This is a genomic window from Phenylobacterium sp. (assembly GCF_031425575.1).
In the GTDB taxonomy this organism is placed as follows: Bacteria; Pseudomonadota; Alphaproteobacteria; order Caulobacterales; family Caulobacteraceae; genus Phenylobacterium.
The window spans coordinates 1-17,981 of record NZ_JANPJP010000338.1; the positions used below are offsets into that span (position 1 = coordinate 1).

The window sequence follows — 17,981 nt, forward strand, 5'->3', positions numbered from 1 at the left end:
GACCTGGGCGGCTACGCCTATTTCGGCTGGGCCACGGCGGGCTACCTGCTGGGCTCGGTGCTGGCGGGCGCTAGCTCGGGCCTGCTGGCCCAGCGCTATGGGCTTCGCCGCGCGACGGCCTGCGCGGCCCTGCTCTACGCCTTCGGCTGCGCGCTGAGCGCCGCGGGCCCCGACATGGCCAGCTTCCTCATCGGCCGCCTGCTGCAGGGGATCGGCGGCGGCTGGGTCACCGGCTTCTGCTCCGTCGCCATCGGCCTGCTGTTCCCCAACCGCCTGCTGCCCCGGGTCTATGCCGCCATCACCGGGGTCTGGGGGATCGCCAGCCTGGTGGGACCCATGATCGGCGGAGTCTTCGCCGACGCCGGCAACTGGCGCGGGGTCTTCTGGTTCTTCGCCGTCCAGGCCGTCGCCGTGGCCATCGCCGCCTTCGCCATGCTGCCCAAGGGCCAGGACGGCCAGCGCGGCCAGGGCGTCGCCTGGGGTCAACTCGGCCTGATCGCCGCCGGAGTGGTGGCCATCGGTGCGGCCGACGTCGCCGGGACCTTCGGGCGCTCGGCGGTGCTGACCGCCGTCGGGGTCGGCTTCCTGCTGGCCATGGTCTGGCTGGACGAGCGCGCTCTTGTTCGCCTGCTGCCCAGGGGCTCGAGCTCCCTGCGCACCGTCCCGGGATCGGGCTACGCCAGCATGTTCCTGCTGACGGCCGCCTCCATGGGCTACGCCATCTACGGTCCTGCGATTCTGCAGCAGCTCGCCGGTTTGTCTGCCCTGACCGCCGGCTATGTGATCGCGGGAGAGGCGGCGGCCTGGACCCTCGCGGGTCTGGCCGTCGCCCATCTCACCGGGCGCTGGCCGGGACGCATGATCCTGGCCGGCGCGGCGTTGGCCACCCTGGGCGTGGGCGCCAGCGCGCTGGTCTTCCCCACCGGTTCGGTACTGGGGATCGTCCTGGCCGGGGCGGCCCTGGGCGCGGGCTTTGGCCTGTCGTGGGCCTTCATGAGCCAGGCGATCCTGCAAGCCCTGCCGGACGAGGAGCGGGCCATCGGCGCAGCGGCCATGACCACGGTGCGCCTGACCGGCTCAGCCGCCGGCGCGGCCATGGCCGGCGCCGTCGCCAATCTGGTGGGCTTCTCGCACGGCCTCAGCGAGGCGACGGCCAAGTCGGCCGGCGTCTGGGTCTTCGTCGCCGCCCTGCCGGTGGCGCTGGCCGGCGTCTGGACCGCGCGGCGCTTGGCCCGTCTCCGCTAGAGCTGGTCCAGCCCGTAGGCCGCGTGCAGGGCCCGCACCGCGAGCTCGGTATAGGCCGCGTCGATGAGCACGCTGATCTTGATCTCGCTGGTCGAGATGACCTGGATGTTGACGCCCTTCTCGGCCAGGGCGCCGAACATGGTCTTGGCGACCCCGGTGTGGCTGCGCATGCCGACCCCGATCACCGAGACCTTGGCGACGTCCTCGTTCACCTTGACGTCCTCAAAGCCGATCTTCGGCTGGGCGGCGCGCACGATCTCCACGGCGCGGGCGGCGTCGCGCTTGCCCACCGTGAACTCCATGTTGGCGGTGTCGGCGGTGCGGGCGTGGCTCTGGACGATCATGTCCACATTGACGTTGGCGTCGGCCAGGGCCCCAAAGATTTCCGAGGACACCCCCGGATGATCGGGCAGGCCGTACAGCGTGATCTTGGCCTCGTCGCGGCTATAGGCGACCCCGCTCACGATGCGCTTTTCCATGATCTCTTCCTCGTCGCACACGGTGGTGCCTTGGCCGGGCGCTTCGCCGGGCTCGACAAAACTGGACAGCACTCGCACCGGCACGTTCTGGGCCATGGCGAGTTCGACGGAGCGGGTCTGCAGCACCTTGGCGCCCAGGGACGCCATCTCCAGCATCTCCTCGTAGGAGATCTTGTTGAGCTTGCGGGCCTTGCTCTCGATCCGCGGGTCGGTGGTATAGACGCCGTCGACGTCGGTATAGATGTCGCAGCGGATCGCCTTCACCGCCGCGGCGATCGCCACGGCGCTGGTGTCGGACCCGCCGCGGCCGAGGGTGGCGATGCGGCCGTCGCGGGTGACGCCCTGGAAGCCGGCGATCACCGCCACCTGTCCCTTGTCCATGGCCTTGATCAGGTTCTCGGACGGAACGTCGTCGATGCGGGCGCGCCCGTGGGCGTCGTCGGCGATGATCGGGATTTGCCAGCCCATCCAGGACCGCGCCGGGATACCCATGTTGCGCAGGGTCATGGCCAGCAGGCCGGCGGTCACCTGTTCGCCCGAGGCCACCACGACATCGTACTCGTCGTCGGAGGGCTCCAGCCCCTGCGCCGCGGGGCCTGCGCCGTCGGTCCAGGCCACCAGCTCATTGGTCTTGCCGGACATGGCCGAGACCACCACGGCCACCTGATGGCCCGCGGCCACCTCGGCGGCCACCAGCCGACCCACGCGCCGGATGCGCTCGAGGTCAGCGACGGACGTACCGCCGAATTTCATCACCAGCCGGGACATGGGCGTGGTCACAAGCTCCTTGAGGGGAGAGGGAAGGGCCGCGTTCTAGCGACGCTCGGCCCCCGGAGCAACGCCGGGCTTCGCGTGAGCCCGGTTGGCGGATAGAAGGAGGCCCATGACCGTCGCTTCCAGCATCGACCCCGCAGACGTCGAACGCTTCTCCCGCATCGCCGCCGAATGGTGGGATCCGAAGGGCAAGTTCGCGCCGCTGCACAAGTTCAACCCCGTGCGCCTGGCCTTCATCCGCGATCAGGCCCTTGTCCGCTTCGGCCGCGACAGCCAGGCCCGCAAGCCCTTCGAGGGTCTGAGGCTGCTGGATATCGGCTGCGGTGGCGGCCTGCTCAGCGAGCCGATGACCCGCCTGGGCTTTTCCGTCACCGGCGTCGACGCCTCGGAGCGCAACATCGGCACGGCCAGCGCCCACGCCGCCGAGCAGAAGCTTGCCATCGATTACCGCGCCGGTACGGCCGAGGGCCTGGAGGTCGAAGGGGCGGGCCCCTTCGACGTGATCCTCAACATGGAGGTGATCGAGCACGTGGCCGATCCAGGGGAATACCTGCGGACCTGTTCGCGCCTGCTGGCCCCCGGCGGCCTGATGATCGTGGCCACCCTCAACCGCACCCTGAAGGCCTTCGCCCTGGCCAAGGTCGGCGCTGAATATGTGCTGCGCTGGCTGCCTGCCGGCACCCACGACTGGACCAAGTTCCTCAAGCCCGACGAACTGCGCGGCTTCCTCAAGGATGAGAAGCTGCAGGTTCAGGGGCCGTTCGGGGTGGCCTATGACCCCATGAATGGGCGTTGGTGCCGGTCATCAGACTGCGACATCAACTACATGATGACTGTCACCCGCGACGCGTCGTAAACACGGCCCGTTCAAAGGACCAATACATGGCTTCGATACGCGTGCTCGGTCACGCCTTCCGCGCTTGGCGGCGCAATATGAAGTGGGCCAAGCACGAGCCGGAGACGCCGTATCTGGCTGACCTGCTGTCCGGCGCCCCGGTATGCCTGCATGTCGGCGCCAGTGACGGCCGCCACTCCTACGTGATGACCCAGGTGGCGCCCGACGCGCGCATCTATGCTTTCGAGCCCTCGGCCTTCACCTTCGAGGTGCTGCAGCATTGCCTCGCCTGGCACGGCATCTCCAAGCAGGTGACGCCGATCCACGCCGCGGTGTCCGACGCGCCGGGCGAGATGCTGCTGGTGACCCCGAAGAAGACCTCGGGCCGCATGGGCCGCGCCTACGCCTTCGTCTCCGACGCCGCGCCGGAGGGCAAGATCCGCCCCGACCTGGAGGATGTCGGCGTCGAGCTGCAGCCGACCCCGGTGGTGACCCTGGACCATTACTGCGAGACCCACGGCGTCAGCCGGGTCGACTTCATCCGCATGGATATCGAGGGCGCGGAGCAGAAGGCGCTCACCGGCGCGCTGGAGATCATCGATCGCGACCGCCCCCACGTGCTGCTGGAAATCCACCCGGCCATGCTGGAGGCTCGCTTCGGCGGCACGGCCGAGGCGGTGGTGGATATGTTCCGCTCACGCGGCTACCGCATGTTCGCCCTGAACGGCGACCGGCTGGAGGAACGCACCACGGTGGTGCCAAACCTCCCCTGGAAGGACTACTTCTTCGTCCACCCCAGCCGCGCCGCGAAACTCCCCGATGGGGTCTTCAAGGCGCGGATGGCGGCCTAGGCCCCTAGCGCGCCACCGGCCTAACGTCCTAAACCTCACCCCAACAACGAAATTTGGGGAGGGGACAGCGATGCTGGCCTTGATGATGGACCGGGCGCTCAACCTGTCGTCCATCCTGGAATATGCCGCGGCCTATCATGGCGACCGGGAGGTGGTGACGCGCACCGTCGAGGGGCCGATCCACCGCTACACCTATGCCGACGCGCTGCTGCGCGCCAAGCAGATGGCCAACGCCCTGACGGCCCTGGGCGTGAAGCGCGGCGACCGCGTCGCGACCCTGGCCTGGAGCACCCACCGCCACTTCGAACTCTACTATGCGGTCAGCGGCATCGGGGCGGTGCTGCACACGATCAATCCCCGCCTGCATCCCGACCAGGTGGCCTGGGTGGCCAACCACGCCGAGGACAGCGTCCTGCTGTTCGACATCACCTTCGGCGAACTGGTGGGCGAGCTCGCCCCCAAGATGACCACGGTGAAGACCTTCGTCGCCCTCACCGACCGTGCACACCTGCCCACGGAGGCGCCGTCCGGGACCCTGGTCTATGAGGAGCTGATCGCCGCCAATACGCCGGACTTCACCTGGCCGGAGCTGGACGAGCGGACCGCCTCGGGCCTCTGCTACACCTCAGGGACCACGGGCAATCCAAAGGGGGTGCTCTATTCGCACCGGGCGACCGTCCTGCACGCCATGGCCATGGTGCAGCCGGACGCCTTCGACCTGGGGGCGCGGGACGCTGTCCTGCCCTGCGCCCAGATGTACCACGCCAACGCTTGGTGCACCCCCTATGGCGCGCCTCTGGTGGGGGCCAAGCTGATCCTGCCGGGCCGACATCTCGACGGCCCCTCGATCTGCGAACTGGCGGTGGCGGAAAAGGCCACCTTCCTGCTGGGCGTGCCGACGATCTGGATCGGGGTGCTGGATCATCTCGATCAGACGAACCAGAAGCTCACCACGGTGCGCACGGTCGCCGTCGGCGGCTCCGCGCCGACCGCGGCCCTGATCTCCCGCATCGAGGACCAGGTCGGCGCCACGGTCCGGCAGATCTGGGGGATGACCGAGACCAGCCCCATGGGGGTGATCAACACCGCCCTGCCGACCCACGCCGGCGAGGACCCAGCGACAGCCACAGCGCGCAAGCTGAAGCAGGGCCGGGGGCTCTGGGGGGTGGAGATGCGCATCCTGGCCGACGACGGCGCCGAGCAGCCCCGCGACGGCGCCAGCCCGGGCGCCCTGCAGGTGCGCGGTCCCTGGGTGTCGTCCGCCTATTTCAAGAATGAAGGCGCCCAGGCTTTCACCGACGACGGCTGGTTTGACACCGGTGACATCGCCACCCTCGACGCCGAGGGCTATCTGCGGCTGACCGATCGGGCCAAGGACGTGATCAAGTCGGGGGGAGAGTGGATTTCCACCCTGGACCTGGAGGACGCTGTGTCATCCCACCCGTCCGTGGCCATGGCCGCGGCCATCGGGGTGCCGCATCCGAAGTGGGACGAGCGGCCCCTGCTGCTGGTCACCCTGCGTCCGGGCCAGACCGCCGACCCGGAGGCGCTGAAGGCCCACGTCGCCGCCCGCGTCGCCAAGTGGTGGACGCCCGACGAGGTCCGCATCGTCGAGGCCCTGCCGATCGGTCCCACCGGAAAGGTGCTCAAGCGCGAGCTGCGTGACCAGTTGAGCACGGCCCCGCCAAACTAAGCGGCCGCGCGCCCGAACCCGCCTTGCCATCCCGCGTTCAGACCCCAGTTGAGTCAGAGCGGCGGAGTATCGAGCGTGGCGCGTAGACGACCCAAGGGCGTTCTGGAGATCACCTGGGCCGTGGCGGAATCCGCTGTCTGGGGCCGGCAGGAACACGTGCCCGTGGCCGATGATTATCCTGACACCGTGGTGCGGCGGATCAGCTTCGCCGCGGGCGGCGGTCTGGGCTGGAGGCTGTCGGCCATCGAAAGCCCTCGCGCCAGGCCCGCTCCCTGGAAGATCGTCGTCGTCACCGGCGCCCCGTCGTGGGCCGAGTACTGGGCCCCGGCCATCGCCGCCCTGCCCCAGGACCGGGAGATGGTGGTGGTGGACCGCCCCGGGTATGCGGGATCCGAGCCGGTGGAATATGTCGGCGACATTGGGCACCAGGCCCTCGCCTTGAGCCCCCTGCTGCAGGCCAAGCCCGGGCAGAAGGTGCTGCTCGTGGGCCAGTCCTATGGTGCGGCCATCGCGGCGCTGATGGCCTCCGCCCACCCCGGAAAGGTGGCGGGCCTGGTGCTGCTGTCGGGCTACTATGGCCAGCCTGGCCCGACCGCCGCGTGGCTGCTGAATGTCGGTGCGCGGATACTCAGGATCATCCCACGCGACGTCCGGCATGCGGTTCTCGAGGTCACCAACCAGGCCGGTCAGCTGGAAGGCATGCATGCTGCGCTACGGCGGCTGAAGGTTCCCGTCCACGTGGTGCATGGGGACAAGGATGACTTCGCCCCCTTCGAACTGGCCGAGAAGCTGGTGGCCGAGACTCGGACCCGCAGACCCATGCGCTTTGAACGGGTGATCGGCGCCAACCACTTCCTGAACGACGGCCCGGCCGAGGACCTGCTGGCCACCCTTGAGGCCTGTATCCCGAGGCGCTCGGCGTTCAAGCTCGGCTGGCCCAGGTGGCCGGACCGTTCGTGGCTCGCCAAACCCAAGGCCGGGGCCGCGATGGCGGCCTGACGAACAAGTCTGCGTGATGCCGGGTCTCTCGCCAGGACGGCGGCGGCCGCGGCGCAGGTCTGAGCTTTGACGACCGGACCCCAGCAAACCCAATTTCCCTTGGCGCACGTCATCTGAACGGCGATAAGGTCTGCCTCTCGGAAGTCTTGGGCATACCCAGACTTCGATAATCCGCCCGGATCAATCGGGCGCTGTTCGGGGAACGCCAGGATGAAAGCCGCAGTGTTGCGCGAAGTGGGTAAGCCGCTTCAGATCGAAGACGTCCAGATCAACAAGCCGGGTCCCCACGAGGTCTTGATCCGCACCAAGGCCGCCGGCCTTTGCCATTCCGACCTGCACTTCATGCTCGGCTCGTATCCGACCGTCCTTCCGACCGTTCTCGGCCATGAGAGCGCCGGCGTCGTCGAACAGGTGGGCTCCGAAGTCCGCACGGTGAAGGTGGGCGACCACGTCATCACCTGCCTTTCGGCCTATTGCGGCCACTGCGATCAGTGCCTCACCGGCCACCTGTCGCTCTGCGTCTCGCCCGAGACCAAGCGCGACAAGGACGAGGAGCCCCGGCTCAGCGCCGCCAACGGCCCGATGGCCCAGTATCTGAACCTGTCCTCCTTCGCTGAGCAGATGCTGATCCACGAGCACGCCTGCGTCGCGATCCGCAAGGACATGCCGCTGGACCGCGCCGCCTTGATCGGCTGCTCGGTGATGACCGGCGTCGGCGCCGCGATCCACACCTCCAGCGTCCGTCCGGGCGAAACCGTGGCCGTCATTGGCCTGGGCGGCGTCGGCCTGGCGGCGGTCAACGGCGCGTCCATCGCGGGCGCTGGCCGGATCATCGCCATCGACAACGTGGGCTCCAAGCACAATCTCGCCATGCAGTTCGGCGCCACCGACTTCATCGACGCCTCTCAGACCGACGCGGTCAAGGAAGTGCTCGAAATGACCAAGGGCGGCGTGCACCACTCCTTCGAGGCCATCGGCCTGTCCAAGACCGCCGAGCAGGCCTTCAACATGCTTCGCCGCGGCGGCACGGCCAACATCATCGGCATGATCCCGGTCGGCCAGACCATCACCCTGATGGGCGCCGCCTTCCTGGGCGAGAAGAAGCTTCAGGGCTCGATGATGGGGTCCAACCGCTTCCCGGTGGACATGCCGCGCCTGGTGGACATGTACATGTCGGGCAAGCTGAAGCTCGACGAGATGATCTCCCAGCGCATCAAGCTGGAACAGGTCAATGAAGGCTTCGACGACATGAAGAAGGGCGGACTGGCCCGCTCGGTCATCATGTTCGACTGATCGCTTCGGCGATCCGAGTATGCAGAAGGCCCTCCCTCGCGGGAGGGCCTTTTTCGTGGTTGGGCCTCGACGTTAGGGTTAAGCCGCTGTATTCCATAAATAAAGGCGGGAGCCACGGAAACTGGAGGGGATGCGAGGGGTTAGGTCCGGGTACCCCCTTGAGGAGCAACCCAATGGCCGACGAGTCCGACCACGAGCTCCTGCGCCTAGCCTTCATCTGGCACACGCGGTTCGGGGAGCCGCCGCCCATCATCACCGATGTCGAGATGATCCGGCGGGTGCTGGACTCCCTCCCGCCGGACCCCGTCAAGGATAGGGCCGCCTAGGCTTGCAGCACCTTGCGCACCCCGGCGTTGAGATCGTTCTCAACCCGGCTCTCGACATCGAACAGCATCGTGGCGCGCGTGTCGGCGTCATAGGGCGCCCAGGCCGGCAGGCCGGTCGCATTGGGGTCGCCGGTGCGGGCGAAGGCCAGCCAGGCGGAGGACATCTGGTCGGCCACCGCCTGCGGCTCGTCGCCCCGGCCCACGAAGTTGCGGGCCTTTTCGACATTGTCGAACACCAGGGGGATTTCCAGGGCGTGGGGACACTTCAACCGGCCGCGGGACACCGGTGTCTCCCAGGTGAGCATGTAGACATAGGCCGGCGCGGCCTTCTGGGCGGCCTTGCGCTCGGCGATGGTGATGGAGCCCAGCCACATGCCGGTGGCCGTCTGGGCGGCGCTGACCAGATAGGTGGGCGAATAGTCGGGGTGGACCTTGCGCAGTTCGGCGACGAGGGCCTCGGCCTTGTCCCCGGCCGCGGCCTTGGAGCGTTTGGCCAAGTCCTCCTCGGTCAGCTCGCCGAACCTCGGATCGCCGATCATGAACAGGGTGCTCTCGTCCTTGTTGGTGCCGATCAGCACCGGCACGTCGGCGCTGATGGCCGGGGCGTCGGGGACGAAGGGGTCGCGGGGCAGGGCGACCCCGTCCACCACCGGGGTGAAGCCGCGCATGCGGTCGCCAACCTTGACGCTGGCGCGGCTCAGGGTCTCGGTGTCGATGGCCGCCAGGCCGGTGGCGTCCTTCACCCCCAGCAGGTCCAGATAGGCCTGGGCGGTCTTGCCGGCATCGGCCTTGGAGGCGCCTCGCAGGCCTGGGCCCGACTGGATGATGGCCTTGTGGAACAGCCCTGCGGCGCCCGGCATGGCCATCAGCAGCGAGACCTTCCAGCCGCCACCGCTCTCACCGAAGATGGTGACGTTTGAGGCGTCGCCGCCGAAGGTCTCGATATTGTCGCGCACCCATTCCAGCACCTGGACGATGTCCAGCATGCCGGCGACGCCCGACTGGGCATATTCGGCACCGAAGACGTCCCCCAGGTGCAGGTAACCGAAGACGTTGAGGCGGTGGTTGACGGTGACGGTCACCACGTCGCCCTTCCTGGCCAGGGCGCCGCCGTCGTACATGGCCGCGCCGCCCGAGCCGTTGGCGAAGCCGCCGCCGTGCAGCCAGACCATGACCGGCCGCTTGGCGCTGTCCAGGCCAGGGGTCCAGACATTGATGAACAGGCAGTCCTCGGAGGAGCCGGGCTCGTCGGGCGCGGGCGGATCGCCGGCGGAGGAGCCCCGCTCGCCGGGCGCCATGCCCGACTGGATGGCCGGCGCGCCGTAGCTGACCGCCTCGGCGACCTCGGTCCAGGAGGCGGGCCGCCGTGGCGGCTTGAAGCGGTGCTCTCCCGTGGGCGGGGCGCCATAGCGCAGGCCCTTGAAGACCTGCAGGCTGTCCTCGACACAGCCGCGGACCGGTCCGTTGCTGGTCTTGACCACTGAGGTGCGTGTGAGCGGCGCGGGCGCCATGTCGTCGGCCATTGAGCTTCCTCCTGAGCGAGGGCTCTACCGGCCCCTGACGTTATTCTGCGCCAGGGTATGGTAAGATGGCAACGTCGGCGGCTATTCGGTGAAGACGCCCATCAGCACCGGCCGTGCATAGTCCTCCATCACCCGGAGCGTGGAGCCTGGGTGGCGGACGGGGTCCATGGAATTGGCGCTGTTGAAGGCCACCATCAGCATCTGGGCGGTCAGCAGGGCGTCCACCGGACGGATCGAGCCGTCGGCCACACCGTCGCTGATCAGGCCAGCGAAGGCGTGGGCGATCTGCTGGAAGCGCAGACGCAGCCTGCGGCGCATGGGGCGGGGGACGGCCGCCATGGCATGGTGGCGCAACATGCGGCCCGCCTCACCCGAGGCCTGGTGATGGATCAGGGAGCAGACCGCCAGCCAGATGCGCCGCCAGCCGTCGCGCTGTTCGCCAGCACGGTTCCGGGCCTCGTCGATCAGGTCGAAGGTGCGCTGGAAGCAGGCGGCGGCCAGCTCATCCTTGTCGGTGTTGTGATGATAGAACGAGCCCTTGGTGACCTTGAGTTGGGCCGAGATCTTGTCCACCGAGGCGCCGCGATAGCCCTCCCGGTTGATCAGGTTGGTGGCGGCGATCAGAAACCGTTCCCGGGTCACCTCGTCGTTCTGAGCGACGGGGGAGCCCAGCGCCAGCAGCGGCAGGTCCGGCCAGACCTGACCTTCGCTCGCTAGGCCCCTCAGCAAGGTGTCGGCGATCCGGTCTGCCACGCGGGCGTAGTCGCCGGGCTCATACAGGGCCAGCCAGGCGTCGGCCCAGCCCAGCTGGTCGACGATCAGGCGGGCCAGGGCCGCGCGCCGGGCGCGGGTCATCCAGGGCAGGGCGTCGGTCTTGCCGAAGTGGCCGATCCGAACGAAGAGCTCTCGGAAGGCGTCCATGAGCGGCTGGTGCTGGTCGCCCTCGATCAGATGGATCTCGCTGAAGGGCGCCAGCGGCGGCTGTTCGCCCAGCTGGATCAGACGGCGCACCTCGAAATAGGCGGCCAAGAACCGACGCAGTCGGGCGGCGGGCTCGATCTCCTGGAACGCCTCGTCCAGCATCGCGTCCCAGCGCCGGATGGTGTCGTGCAGGACAGCGGCGGCCAGGTCTTCCTTGCGCTTGAAGTAGTAGGTCAGGCTGACGGGGTGCAGGTCCATCATCTTGGCCACCGCGGCCAGGGTGAAACCCGAAACCCCACGGTCTTTGAAGACCTCCGTGGCGGCCGCCATGATCGCGTCACGCTTGGCGGCGTAGCGGGCGCGCACCTTGGAGGGGTTGGCGGCGGGGGCCATGGAATCGTTGCTCCGACAGAGACTTAAGCCAGACCTTAGAGCGCCGGGGCGCGTCGGAAAAGCGGCGCAGCGACGCCCGGGCGAGGCCGTTGCGCGGAAGTCATGATGGTATTGTCGGCTGCCCACGACTTCGTTCGTCCTGAGGAAGCGCCTTGAAACGCCCGGCGACCGTCGGGGGATGCCGGAAGAGGAAGGGCCTTCCATGACCACCATAGACACTCCGAAAGCCATGCTTTGGACCGGTCGCTTGCTCAGCGGCCTGTTTGTCGCGTTCATGCTGATGGACCTGACGATGAAGCTGCTGGACCTGCCCGTGGTGGCCGAGACTTCGCGGCAGCTGGGCCTACCCACCGACCAGGCGCGGCTGCTGGGGAAGATCCAGCTGATTTGCGTGGCGCTGTACCTCTATCCCCGCACCGCAGTGCTGGGGGCGATCCTGGTGACGGCCTATATGGGCGGGGCGGTCGAAACCCACCTGCGGGTCGGGAGCCCGCTGGTCAGCCACATCCTGTTCGGCGTCTACCTGGCCGTGATGGCCTGGGGCGGACTCTGGCTGCGCGACGCGCGGCTGCGGTCCCTGTTCCCCTGGCGGCGGCTCTAGCGCCGCAGACCGGCGACTCTGATCGGATCCGCCGAGGCGAGCTTCCGGGTGTCGCCCTCCGAGGCCTCCGCCTCCCGGCGGCTGACAAGCTGGTCGATATGGGCCTTCTTGGCGCGGAAGGCGGCCAGTTGAGCGCCGGCCAGGACAGTGCCGGTGGGCACCTTGGCGCCGATCGGGCTGACGCGTCGGCCCTTCATCCAGGTCTCGTAGTGCAGGTGGGGACCGGTCGAGGCGCCGGTGGAGCCCACATAGGCCACCAATTGACCTTGGCGTACCCGCTGGCCGGGCTTCAGGCCCTTGGCGTAGCGCGACAGGTGGGCGTAACCGGTTTCCCAGCCGCCCGCGTGGCGGATGCGCAGCCAGTTGCCGTAGCCGCCCCAGCGACGGGCCTCCACCACCACGCCGTCGCCGGCGGCCAGCACGGGGGTGCCTGAGCCCGCGCCGAAATCGATGCCCTGGTGCATGCGGTTGAACCCCAGGATCGGGTGACGGCGCATGCCGAAAGTCGAGGTCATCCGTGCGCCGTCCACCGGGGTGCGCAGCAGGAAGCCCTTGATGTTCTTGCCCGCGTCATCGAGGTACTCGACCTCGCCGTCGGGCATCTCAAAGCGGTAGAAGCGGATGCCCTTGATCTCGGCATATTCTAGGTCGCCGGTCTCGACGGTGCGACCGCTCTCGGTGACCTTGCGGTCGAAGACAAGTTCGAACTTGTCGCCCGGCTTGATGTCGCGGTCGAAGTCCACCTTGTGCGAGAACAGCTTCACCATCTGGGCGGTGATGGATGAGGTGGCCCCAAGGCGCGAGGCGCTCTCGTACAGGGATCCGGTGATGGCGCCCTGGGCGACGGTGGTCTCGTCGCGGATTTTCTCTTCCATCTCCCGCAGGCGCAGGGCGCCGTCGAAGGTACGTGAGACGGTGACCGCCGTGGCGGGGCCGGTGCGCAGGGACAGGCCGATCAGGCGCGCCGGCCCACGCTCGCCACGCGGCTTGGCGATGGCGGCGTCAAAGGCGAGCCCTGCCTTGATGTGGACGGTGTCCATGGCCTCGCCCAGGGTCTGGACAGCTTGGCGGGCGTCGTCGGGGGCGACGCCCGCCCGCAAGACGGCGGCCTCAAAGGTCTCACCGGGCTGAATCCTGACGGCGACGTTCTCGGGTCGAGTGAATCCGGGCTGCGCTTCGGCCTGGGTGAAGGCGGCGTGCTGCAGCGCGGAGATGGCGGCGGGGTCAAGCGGGGGGGGCGTCGGCGCGGTGGCCTCGGCGGCGGTCAGCTTCCAGCCCAGAGCCAGGGCGGCGAAACCGGCCACACCGACCAGCAGGCGGGGCGCAAGACGCAGGGTCGGCCGTCTCGGATCGAACTCGTGCATCGTGCCCCCGTTACTAATATCGCTCTAGCCAAGCTTGACCTTGGCAAGTTCAAAATGGCGCATCTGGCAGGTAGGCCAGCAAAACGCAGGCCGGGCCATCGTGACCCCCCTTGGTTAACCGTATGTGACACCACCGTGGACTGGTCCATTTGTCACGGAGGGCGTTCATCCACCGGGAATGCGGCGACATCTCGTCACCCGGGTTGCTTAACCACGCCTCCTCTACAGAAGACTAAGCACGAGTTCCGCCGGACGGCATAGGGCGGCCCCCTTCGATGTTACGACAATAGGCCGATTCACCAGGATCGGCTCCAGGATCATGGCGGCGAACAGAGCTTCGTCCGAGGCGGCGCGATCGCTCAGCCCCAACTCATCGGCCCGGGTGCCATTGACCCGCAGGATGTCGTGGGCGCCAACCCCCATGGCCTTGGTCAGGTCGTGGAGCTGATCCCGGGTCCAGCCGACCTTCACATATTCCACGACGGTCGGGTCCAGGCCCTTTTCGCGGAGCAGCGCCAGGGTGTTGCGCGAGGTGCCGCAGGCGGGGTTGTGATAGATGGTGATGTCGCTCATCGGCTTCCTTTAGCCTCTCCGCCTTACCAGGTGAACCGCTGCTCGCCCGTGACGATGGTGGAACCCGAGATCGAGTTCCCCGACACCTTCGGCGGCATCTTGGGCAGGGGCTTGGCGTCAGCCGGCCAGGCCTCGGTGGTGGCGGTGTAGCGGGTGTCTATGACCCCGGGGCCCTTGGCGCGGAAGCCCACCGCCACGCCCTCGGCCGCGCCCTGCCAATAGATCCGGTTCCACTGGCCAGGCTCGGTGAGTAGCTTGACCGGGCGGCCGTTGATCGTGGCGTTAGTCAGCTTGCCGGTCGGCCGGATGTCGAGGGTCACGGTCCGAGCGCCCGCCGGCGGCACGATCTTCACCTTCAGGGAACCGTCGATGACGCGGTTGAGCATCACAGCGGGGGGCATGGGGGTCACCGGCTTGGCCCAGGCCGACAGGACGTCCCCGGGCGAACCGCGCCAACCGCCCGGCGCGACATCCTTCACGATATGGCCGCCGTCGGCCTTGAGGACGGTGCGCGCCCAGTCCGGTGGGTTGGGCGCCAGGCTGAAGCGCTTGGCTTGGCCCGTGGCCCCCTGGACGACATAGACAACGATGGCCGGCTGCGGATGGCGCGCGCTCCACGGGGGGACGGCCCGGACAAGGCCGACCACCGCGAAGCCGATCGCCAGGACGATCAGAGCCACGGTGCGCGGGCGGGTCTCCTCCGGCTCGGCCTGGATCAGCGGCCAGAGCAGCAGGGCGCTCAGCCAGACGAACAGCGCCTGGACCTCCACCATGTCGATGCCGATGAAGACCCCGTGCGCGTAGCTCAGCACCCACTGCAGGCCCACCGCCGCCAGGACGGCGACGAGGATCGGCGCGGCGATGGACCGCCAGGTCCCCATGCCGCTGACGGCGCCGGCCAGGGCGCCGAAGGCCAGCGGCCAGGCGATCAGGAAGGCGGCGGTAGGGGCCATGATCTGCAGCGCGAGGGCGGCGAGGAAGGCCAGGCCGAGCACCCCAGTCCAGGTTCCGGCGACGCCCGCAGGCCGTCCGAAGGCCAGCAGGGCGACGACGGCCCCTGCGCCACCGATCCCCAAGCCGATGAGGTTCCAGCCGGACACGGCCGTGCACAGGAAGCCGGCCAGAAGAGCTAGGCCGGCGGCCGCCAGGCGCATGCGTCCCCGGCCCACCGCCGCGGCGGTGTAGAGCAGGGCGCCGATCCCCACCACCAACAGGGCCAACTCCCACAGGTGGACATTGGCCAGCAGCTTGGCCTGGTCGTAAAAGCCGAAGCCGGCTCCGGTCACCCGGCGGGCCAGCATGAAGAGGGTGGCCGAGGTCAGCAGCAGGTAGAGCGCCGCCCCGGCGCCCTTGGCGACGTCGGCCCAGACGAAGGCGTCCGCCCGCCGCGCGCGCCAGACGCCTAGCGCCATGAGGGCGAGCGTCGTGATCAGTACGGCCCAGCCCGCCAGGGGCGGGTAGGCCAACAGATAGGAGCCAAGGGTGTTGGAATAGACCTTGTCAGGCGCCTTGCCGGGCAGAGCCGGCGCGAAGGCGGCTTCGCGGGCCGTGGCCAGCGCTTCGTCGCCCAGGTGCTGCAGGCTGCCCTGGCTGAGGTTTTCCGGCGTCGAGACCGGCGAGTGATAGTCGAACTGCCGGGCGATGAAGGCGTAGTTCAACCCGGCGATCCCGGCCTTTCGCGGCACCGTGAAGTCGGTGTCGTTGGGGAGCTGCTTGTAAAGATAGACGGTCAGCGAACTGGAGACCGGCGACGGCGCCACCTTGCGGAACATGTCCACTACCGCGCCGTTGGCAGCCGCCGTCTCGAACATGTTGGCCGGACCACCGCCGCCCCGGGCCTCCATGTTGATGACGAAGCCGATGCGGCGGGCCAGGGGATGGCTCTGGAAGAACCCCGTCGCGCCGACCAGGCCCGCCTCCTCGCCGTCGGTGAGCAGCAGGACGACGTCGCGGGCCGGCGTGCCCTGGGCCTTCAGGATGCGCATGATTTCCAGGCCGGCCGCCACGCCGGCGGCGTCGTCGGCGGCCCCGGGGGAGCCTGGAACGCTGTCATAGTGGGCCATCAGGGCCAGGGCCGGCGCGCTGCGGTCCTTGCCCGGCAGGACGCCGATGACGTTCTCCACCACGCCGCCGATCACCAGGGGCTCCTTGCCCGGCCGCTCCTGGTAGGCGTCGATGCGCTGGATCTGCGGCGACAGCCCCAGCTGCGTCATGCGGCTGACCAGGTAATTGCGCACCGCGTAGTTGGCGGGCGAGCCGGTGGGGTGGGGGGCCTTGGCGATCACCCGGTTGTCGACCATGGCGCGGCCGGCGGAGAAGACGTTGGCCGGCGCATCCACGCCAAGCGGCCTGGGCGTCATGTCCGCCACCGCCGCCGCGATCAGGGCGACCGCCAGGACGACGGCCACCAGGACATCTTTTCTCAACATGAACGCTCCCCCAGCGACAGGCGGCGGACGTTAGCGGCTTGCCCCCCTGGGAGGCAAATCCCGGCACGCGTGAGGCGCAAACAGAAACGCCCGCCGGTGAGGGCGGGCGCTCTGCTGAATTCCTGGACGTGGATTGCTTGCGGTCTAGGCCGCGACGGCGGTCTCTTGCGGGTCACGCAGCACGTAGCCACGACCCCAGACGGTTTCGATGTGGTGCTTACCGTCGGCGGCCGCGGCCAGCTTCTTGCGCAGCTTGCAGATGAACACGTCGATGATCTTCAGCTCGGGCTCGTCCATGCCGCCGTAGAGATGGTTGAGGAACATTTCCTTGGTCAGGGTGGTGCCCTTGCGGAGCGAGAGCAGCTCCAGCATCTGGTATTCCTTGCCGGTCAGGTGGACGCGGCTGGAATTCACTTCGACGGTCTTGGCGTCGAGGTTCACGGTGATGTCGCCGGTCTTGATGACCGATTGCGCGTGGCCCTTGGAGCGGCGGACCACGGCGTGGATGCGGGCGACCAGCTCGTCCTTGTGGAAGGGCTTGGTCATGTAGTCGTCGCCGCCGGCCCCGAAGGTCTTGACCTTGGTGTCGATCTCGGCGGAGCCCGACAGTATCATGATCGGGGTGTTGATCTTACCGACCCGCAGCGTGCGGAGCACGTCCATGCCGCTCATGTCGGGAAGGTTCAGGTCTAGCAGGATGAGGTCGTAATCGTAGATCTTGCCCAGATCCACACCCTCTTCTCCAAGGTCCGTCGTATAGACATTGAAGCCTTCCGACTTGAGCATCAACTCGATGCTCTGCGCAGTAGCGCTGTCGTCCTCGATCAACAGTACGCGCATAAAATTCTCCTGAACCGCCCGCGCTTAAAATTGGATTCTTCGGAATCCACGTCGTCCCTCACGGCTACCTTGCCAGCGAGTTAATTTAAGACCGGTTAATGGTGAAAGGCCTCTGACCGAATCGTTAACTCGATTTCGGAATCCCCAGCAAGCGCGGCCTCCGGCCGGACAGTCGCAGGCGGGGTGAATCTTTTGTGATTGGACAGGCTTGGCCATACGGCGGGCGTTCGTCAGCCGGCGTCCAGGTCGAGGTCCTTGAGGCGTATGACAGCGCGGCGTGCGACCGGAACCTCGAGTCCGTTCAATAGCTTGAGTCTGAGGTTGCGGCCGTCTCGGATCACGTGGCTGATCGCGCCCTTCGCCACCCACCAAGATCTATGGACCTGAAGGCCCTCGCGGCCGGTGCGCGAGACCGCGTCCGAAAGCCGCATCAAGATTAATTTCGATCGGAGGTCATAGGGGGCCAAGCGCCGACAGGTCGACGGCCACGGTCCCCATTTTAACGGAACAGCCGGACGCCTGGGGAGTTTGGACGGGTCGAAGCCCTTGAACTCGAAAGGCCGCCCCATGCCCGCCTCCTACACCAACGACCGCGTCAGCCTCGCCCCCGTCCTCAGCGAAGACCTGGAGGCCGGATCCGCCCCCCTCGGTGGCGCCGCCAATGACGCCGTCACCGGCGATCCCCTGGCCGGGGTCGAGCTCAAGGCCAAGCCGACTTTCCGCGACCACGTGAAGGCCCACCCGGTCCTGGCCATCGCCCTTGGCGGTCTGGCCATCGGCGCCATCGCAGCCTTCGCCGGGCGGGGAACCCTCGCGAAAGCCGCGCGATCGGCGCGGCCGAT

At 68.1% G+C, this 17,981-nt stretch carries 17 protein-coding genes; 9 read left to right on the plus strand and 8 right to left on the minus strand.

From position 1 onward, the window contains the following. Positions 1-1,245, plus strand: a 1,245-nt coding sequence (locus RMO97_RS18560; protein WP_310542496.1) for an MFS transporter, incomplete at its 5' end; no start/stop codon positions are given. Here RMO97_RS18560 and RMO97_RS18565 read toward each other — a convergent pair. Further along, a complete protein-coding gene (locus RMO97_RS18565; protein ID WP_310542510.1) occupies positions 1,242-2,492 on the minus strand; it encodes an aspartate kinase in 1,251 nt (416 codons plus the stop codon). The genes RMO97_RS18560 and RMO97_RS18565 overlap by 4 nt on opposite strands. A gap of 115 nt (positions 2,493-2,607) precedes the next feature. Between RMO97_RS18565 and ubiG the strand changes: the two genes are divergently transcribed. From ubiG to RMO97_RS18595, 6 genes are all read left to right on the plus strand, one after another. Further along, complete coding sequence (gene ubiG, locus RMO97_RS18570) at positions 2,608-3,354, plus strand: bifunctional 2-polyprenyl-6-hydroxyphenol methylase/3-demethylubiquinol 3-O-methyltransferase UbiG (RefSeq protein WP_310542497.1); 747 nt, start codon at positions 2,608-2,610, stop codon at positions 3,352-3,354. A gap of 26 nt (positions 3,355-3,380) precedes the next feature. After that, on the plus strand, positions 3,381-4,184 hold the full coding sequence (locus RMO97_RS18575; protein ID WP_310542498.1) for an FkbM family methyltransferase: 804 nt from the start codon (positions 3,381-3,383) through the stop codon (positions 4,182-4,184). 70 nt (positions 4,185-4,254) lie between these two features. Next, positions 4,255-5,877: a long-chain fatty acid--CoA ligase gene (locus tag RMO97_RS18580; protein WP_310542499.1), complete on the plus strand. Its 1,623-nt coding sequence runs from the start codon at positions 4,255-4,257 to the stop codon at positions 5,875-5,877. Positions 5,878-5,952: 75 nt separating this feature from the next. Then, positions 5,953-6,876: an alpha/beta hydrolase gene (locus RMO97_RS18585; protein ID WP_310542500.1), complete on the plus strand. Its 924-nt coding sequence runs from the start codon at positions 5,953-5,955 to the stop codon at positions 6,874-6,876. 210 nt (positions 6,877-7,086) lie between these two features. After that, positions 7,087-8,169 (plus strand): Zn-dependent alcohol dehydrogenase, encoded by a 1,083-nt coding sequence (locus RMO97_RS18590; protein WP_304774665.1) that lies wholly within the window; start codon positions 7,087-7,089, stop codon positions 8,167-8,169. A gap of 173 nt (positions 8,170-8,342) precedes the next feature. Then, on the plus strand, positions 8,343-8,495 hold the full coding sequence (locus RMO97_RS18595) for a hypothetical protein (RefSeq protein WP_310542501.1): 153 nt from the start codon (positions 8,343-8,345) through the stop codon (positions 8,493-8,495). Here RMO97_RS18595 and RMO97_RS18600 read toward each other — a convergent pair. Further along, positions 8,492-10,018, minus strand: a complete 1,527-nt coding sequence (locus RMO97_RS18600; protein WP_310542502.1) for a carboxylesterase family protein — start codon at positions 10,016-10,018, stop codon at positions 8,492-8,494. The two genes, RMO97_RS18595 and RMO97_RS18600, sit on opposite strands and share 4 nt — an antisense overlap. Before the next feature lie 81 nt (positions 10,019-10,099). After that, positions 10,100-11,332 carry a TetR/AcrR family transcriptional regulator gene (locus RMO97_RS18605; protein ID WP_310542503.1) on the minus strand — a complete coding sequence of 411 codons (1,233 nt, stop codon included), beginning with the start codon at positions 11,330-11,332 and terminating at the stop codon, positions 10,100-10,102. A gap of 202 nt (positions 11,333-11,534) precedes the next feature. On the opposite strand from RMO97_RS18605, the gene RMO97_RS18610 reads away from it, so the two are divergent. Then, positions 11,535-11,933: a DoxX family protein gene (locus RMO97_RS18610; RefSeq protein WP_310542504.1), complete on the plus strand. Its 399-nt coding sequence runs from the start codon at positions 11,535-11,537 to the stop codon at positions 11,931-11,933. Here RMO97_RS18610 and RMO97_RS18615 read toward each other — a convergent pair. From RMO97_RS18615 to RMO97_RS21605, 5 genes are all read right to left on the minus strand, one after another. Next, a complete protein-coding gene (locus RMO97_RS18615; protein ID WP_310542505.1) occupies positions 11,930-13,297 on the minus strand; it encodes a M23 family metallopeptidase in 1,368 nt (455 codons plus the stop codon). The two genes, RMO97_RS18610 and RMO97_RS18615, sit on opposite strands and share 4 nt — an antisense overlap. A 222-nt stretch (positions 13,298-13,519) precedes the next feature. Next, complete coding sequence (gene arsC, locus RMO97_RS18620; protein ID WP_310542506.1) at positions 13,520-13,870, minus strand: arsenate reductase (glutaredoxin); 351 nt, start codon at positions 13,868-13,870, stop codon at positions 13,520-13,522. 23 nt (positions 13,871-13,893) lie between these two features. Continuing rightward, complete coding sequence (locus tag RMO97_RS18625; RefSeq protein ID WP_310542507.1) at positions 13,894-16,299, minus strand: M20/M25/M40 family metallo-hydrolase; 2,406 nt, start codon at positions 16,297-16,299, stop codon at positions 13,894-13,896. A gap of 144 nt (positions 16,300-16,443) precedes the next feature. Continuing rightward, the gene (gene ctrA, locus RMO97_RS18630; protein WP_304819868.1) at positions 16,444-17,139 is read right to left on the minus strand and encodes a response regulator transcription factor CtrA; all 696 of its coding nucleotides are present in this window, start codon (positions 17,137-17,139) and stop codon (positions 16,444-16,446) included. A 230-nt stretch (positions 17,140-17,369) separates the two neighbouring features. Further along, a complete protein-coding gene (locus RMO97_RS21605) occupies positions 17,370-17,570 on the minus strand; it encodes a LytTR family DNA-binding domain-containing protein (protein ID WP_409035337.1) in 201 nt (66 codons plus the stop codon). 136 nt (positions 17,571-17,706) lie between these two features. Here RMO97_RS21605 and RMO97_RS18640 point away from each other — a divergent pair. After that, on the plus strand, positions 17,707-17,981 hold a 275-nt coding region (locus tag RMO97_RS18640; protein ID WP_310542509.1), incomplete at its 3' end, for a hypothetical protein.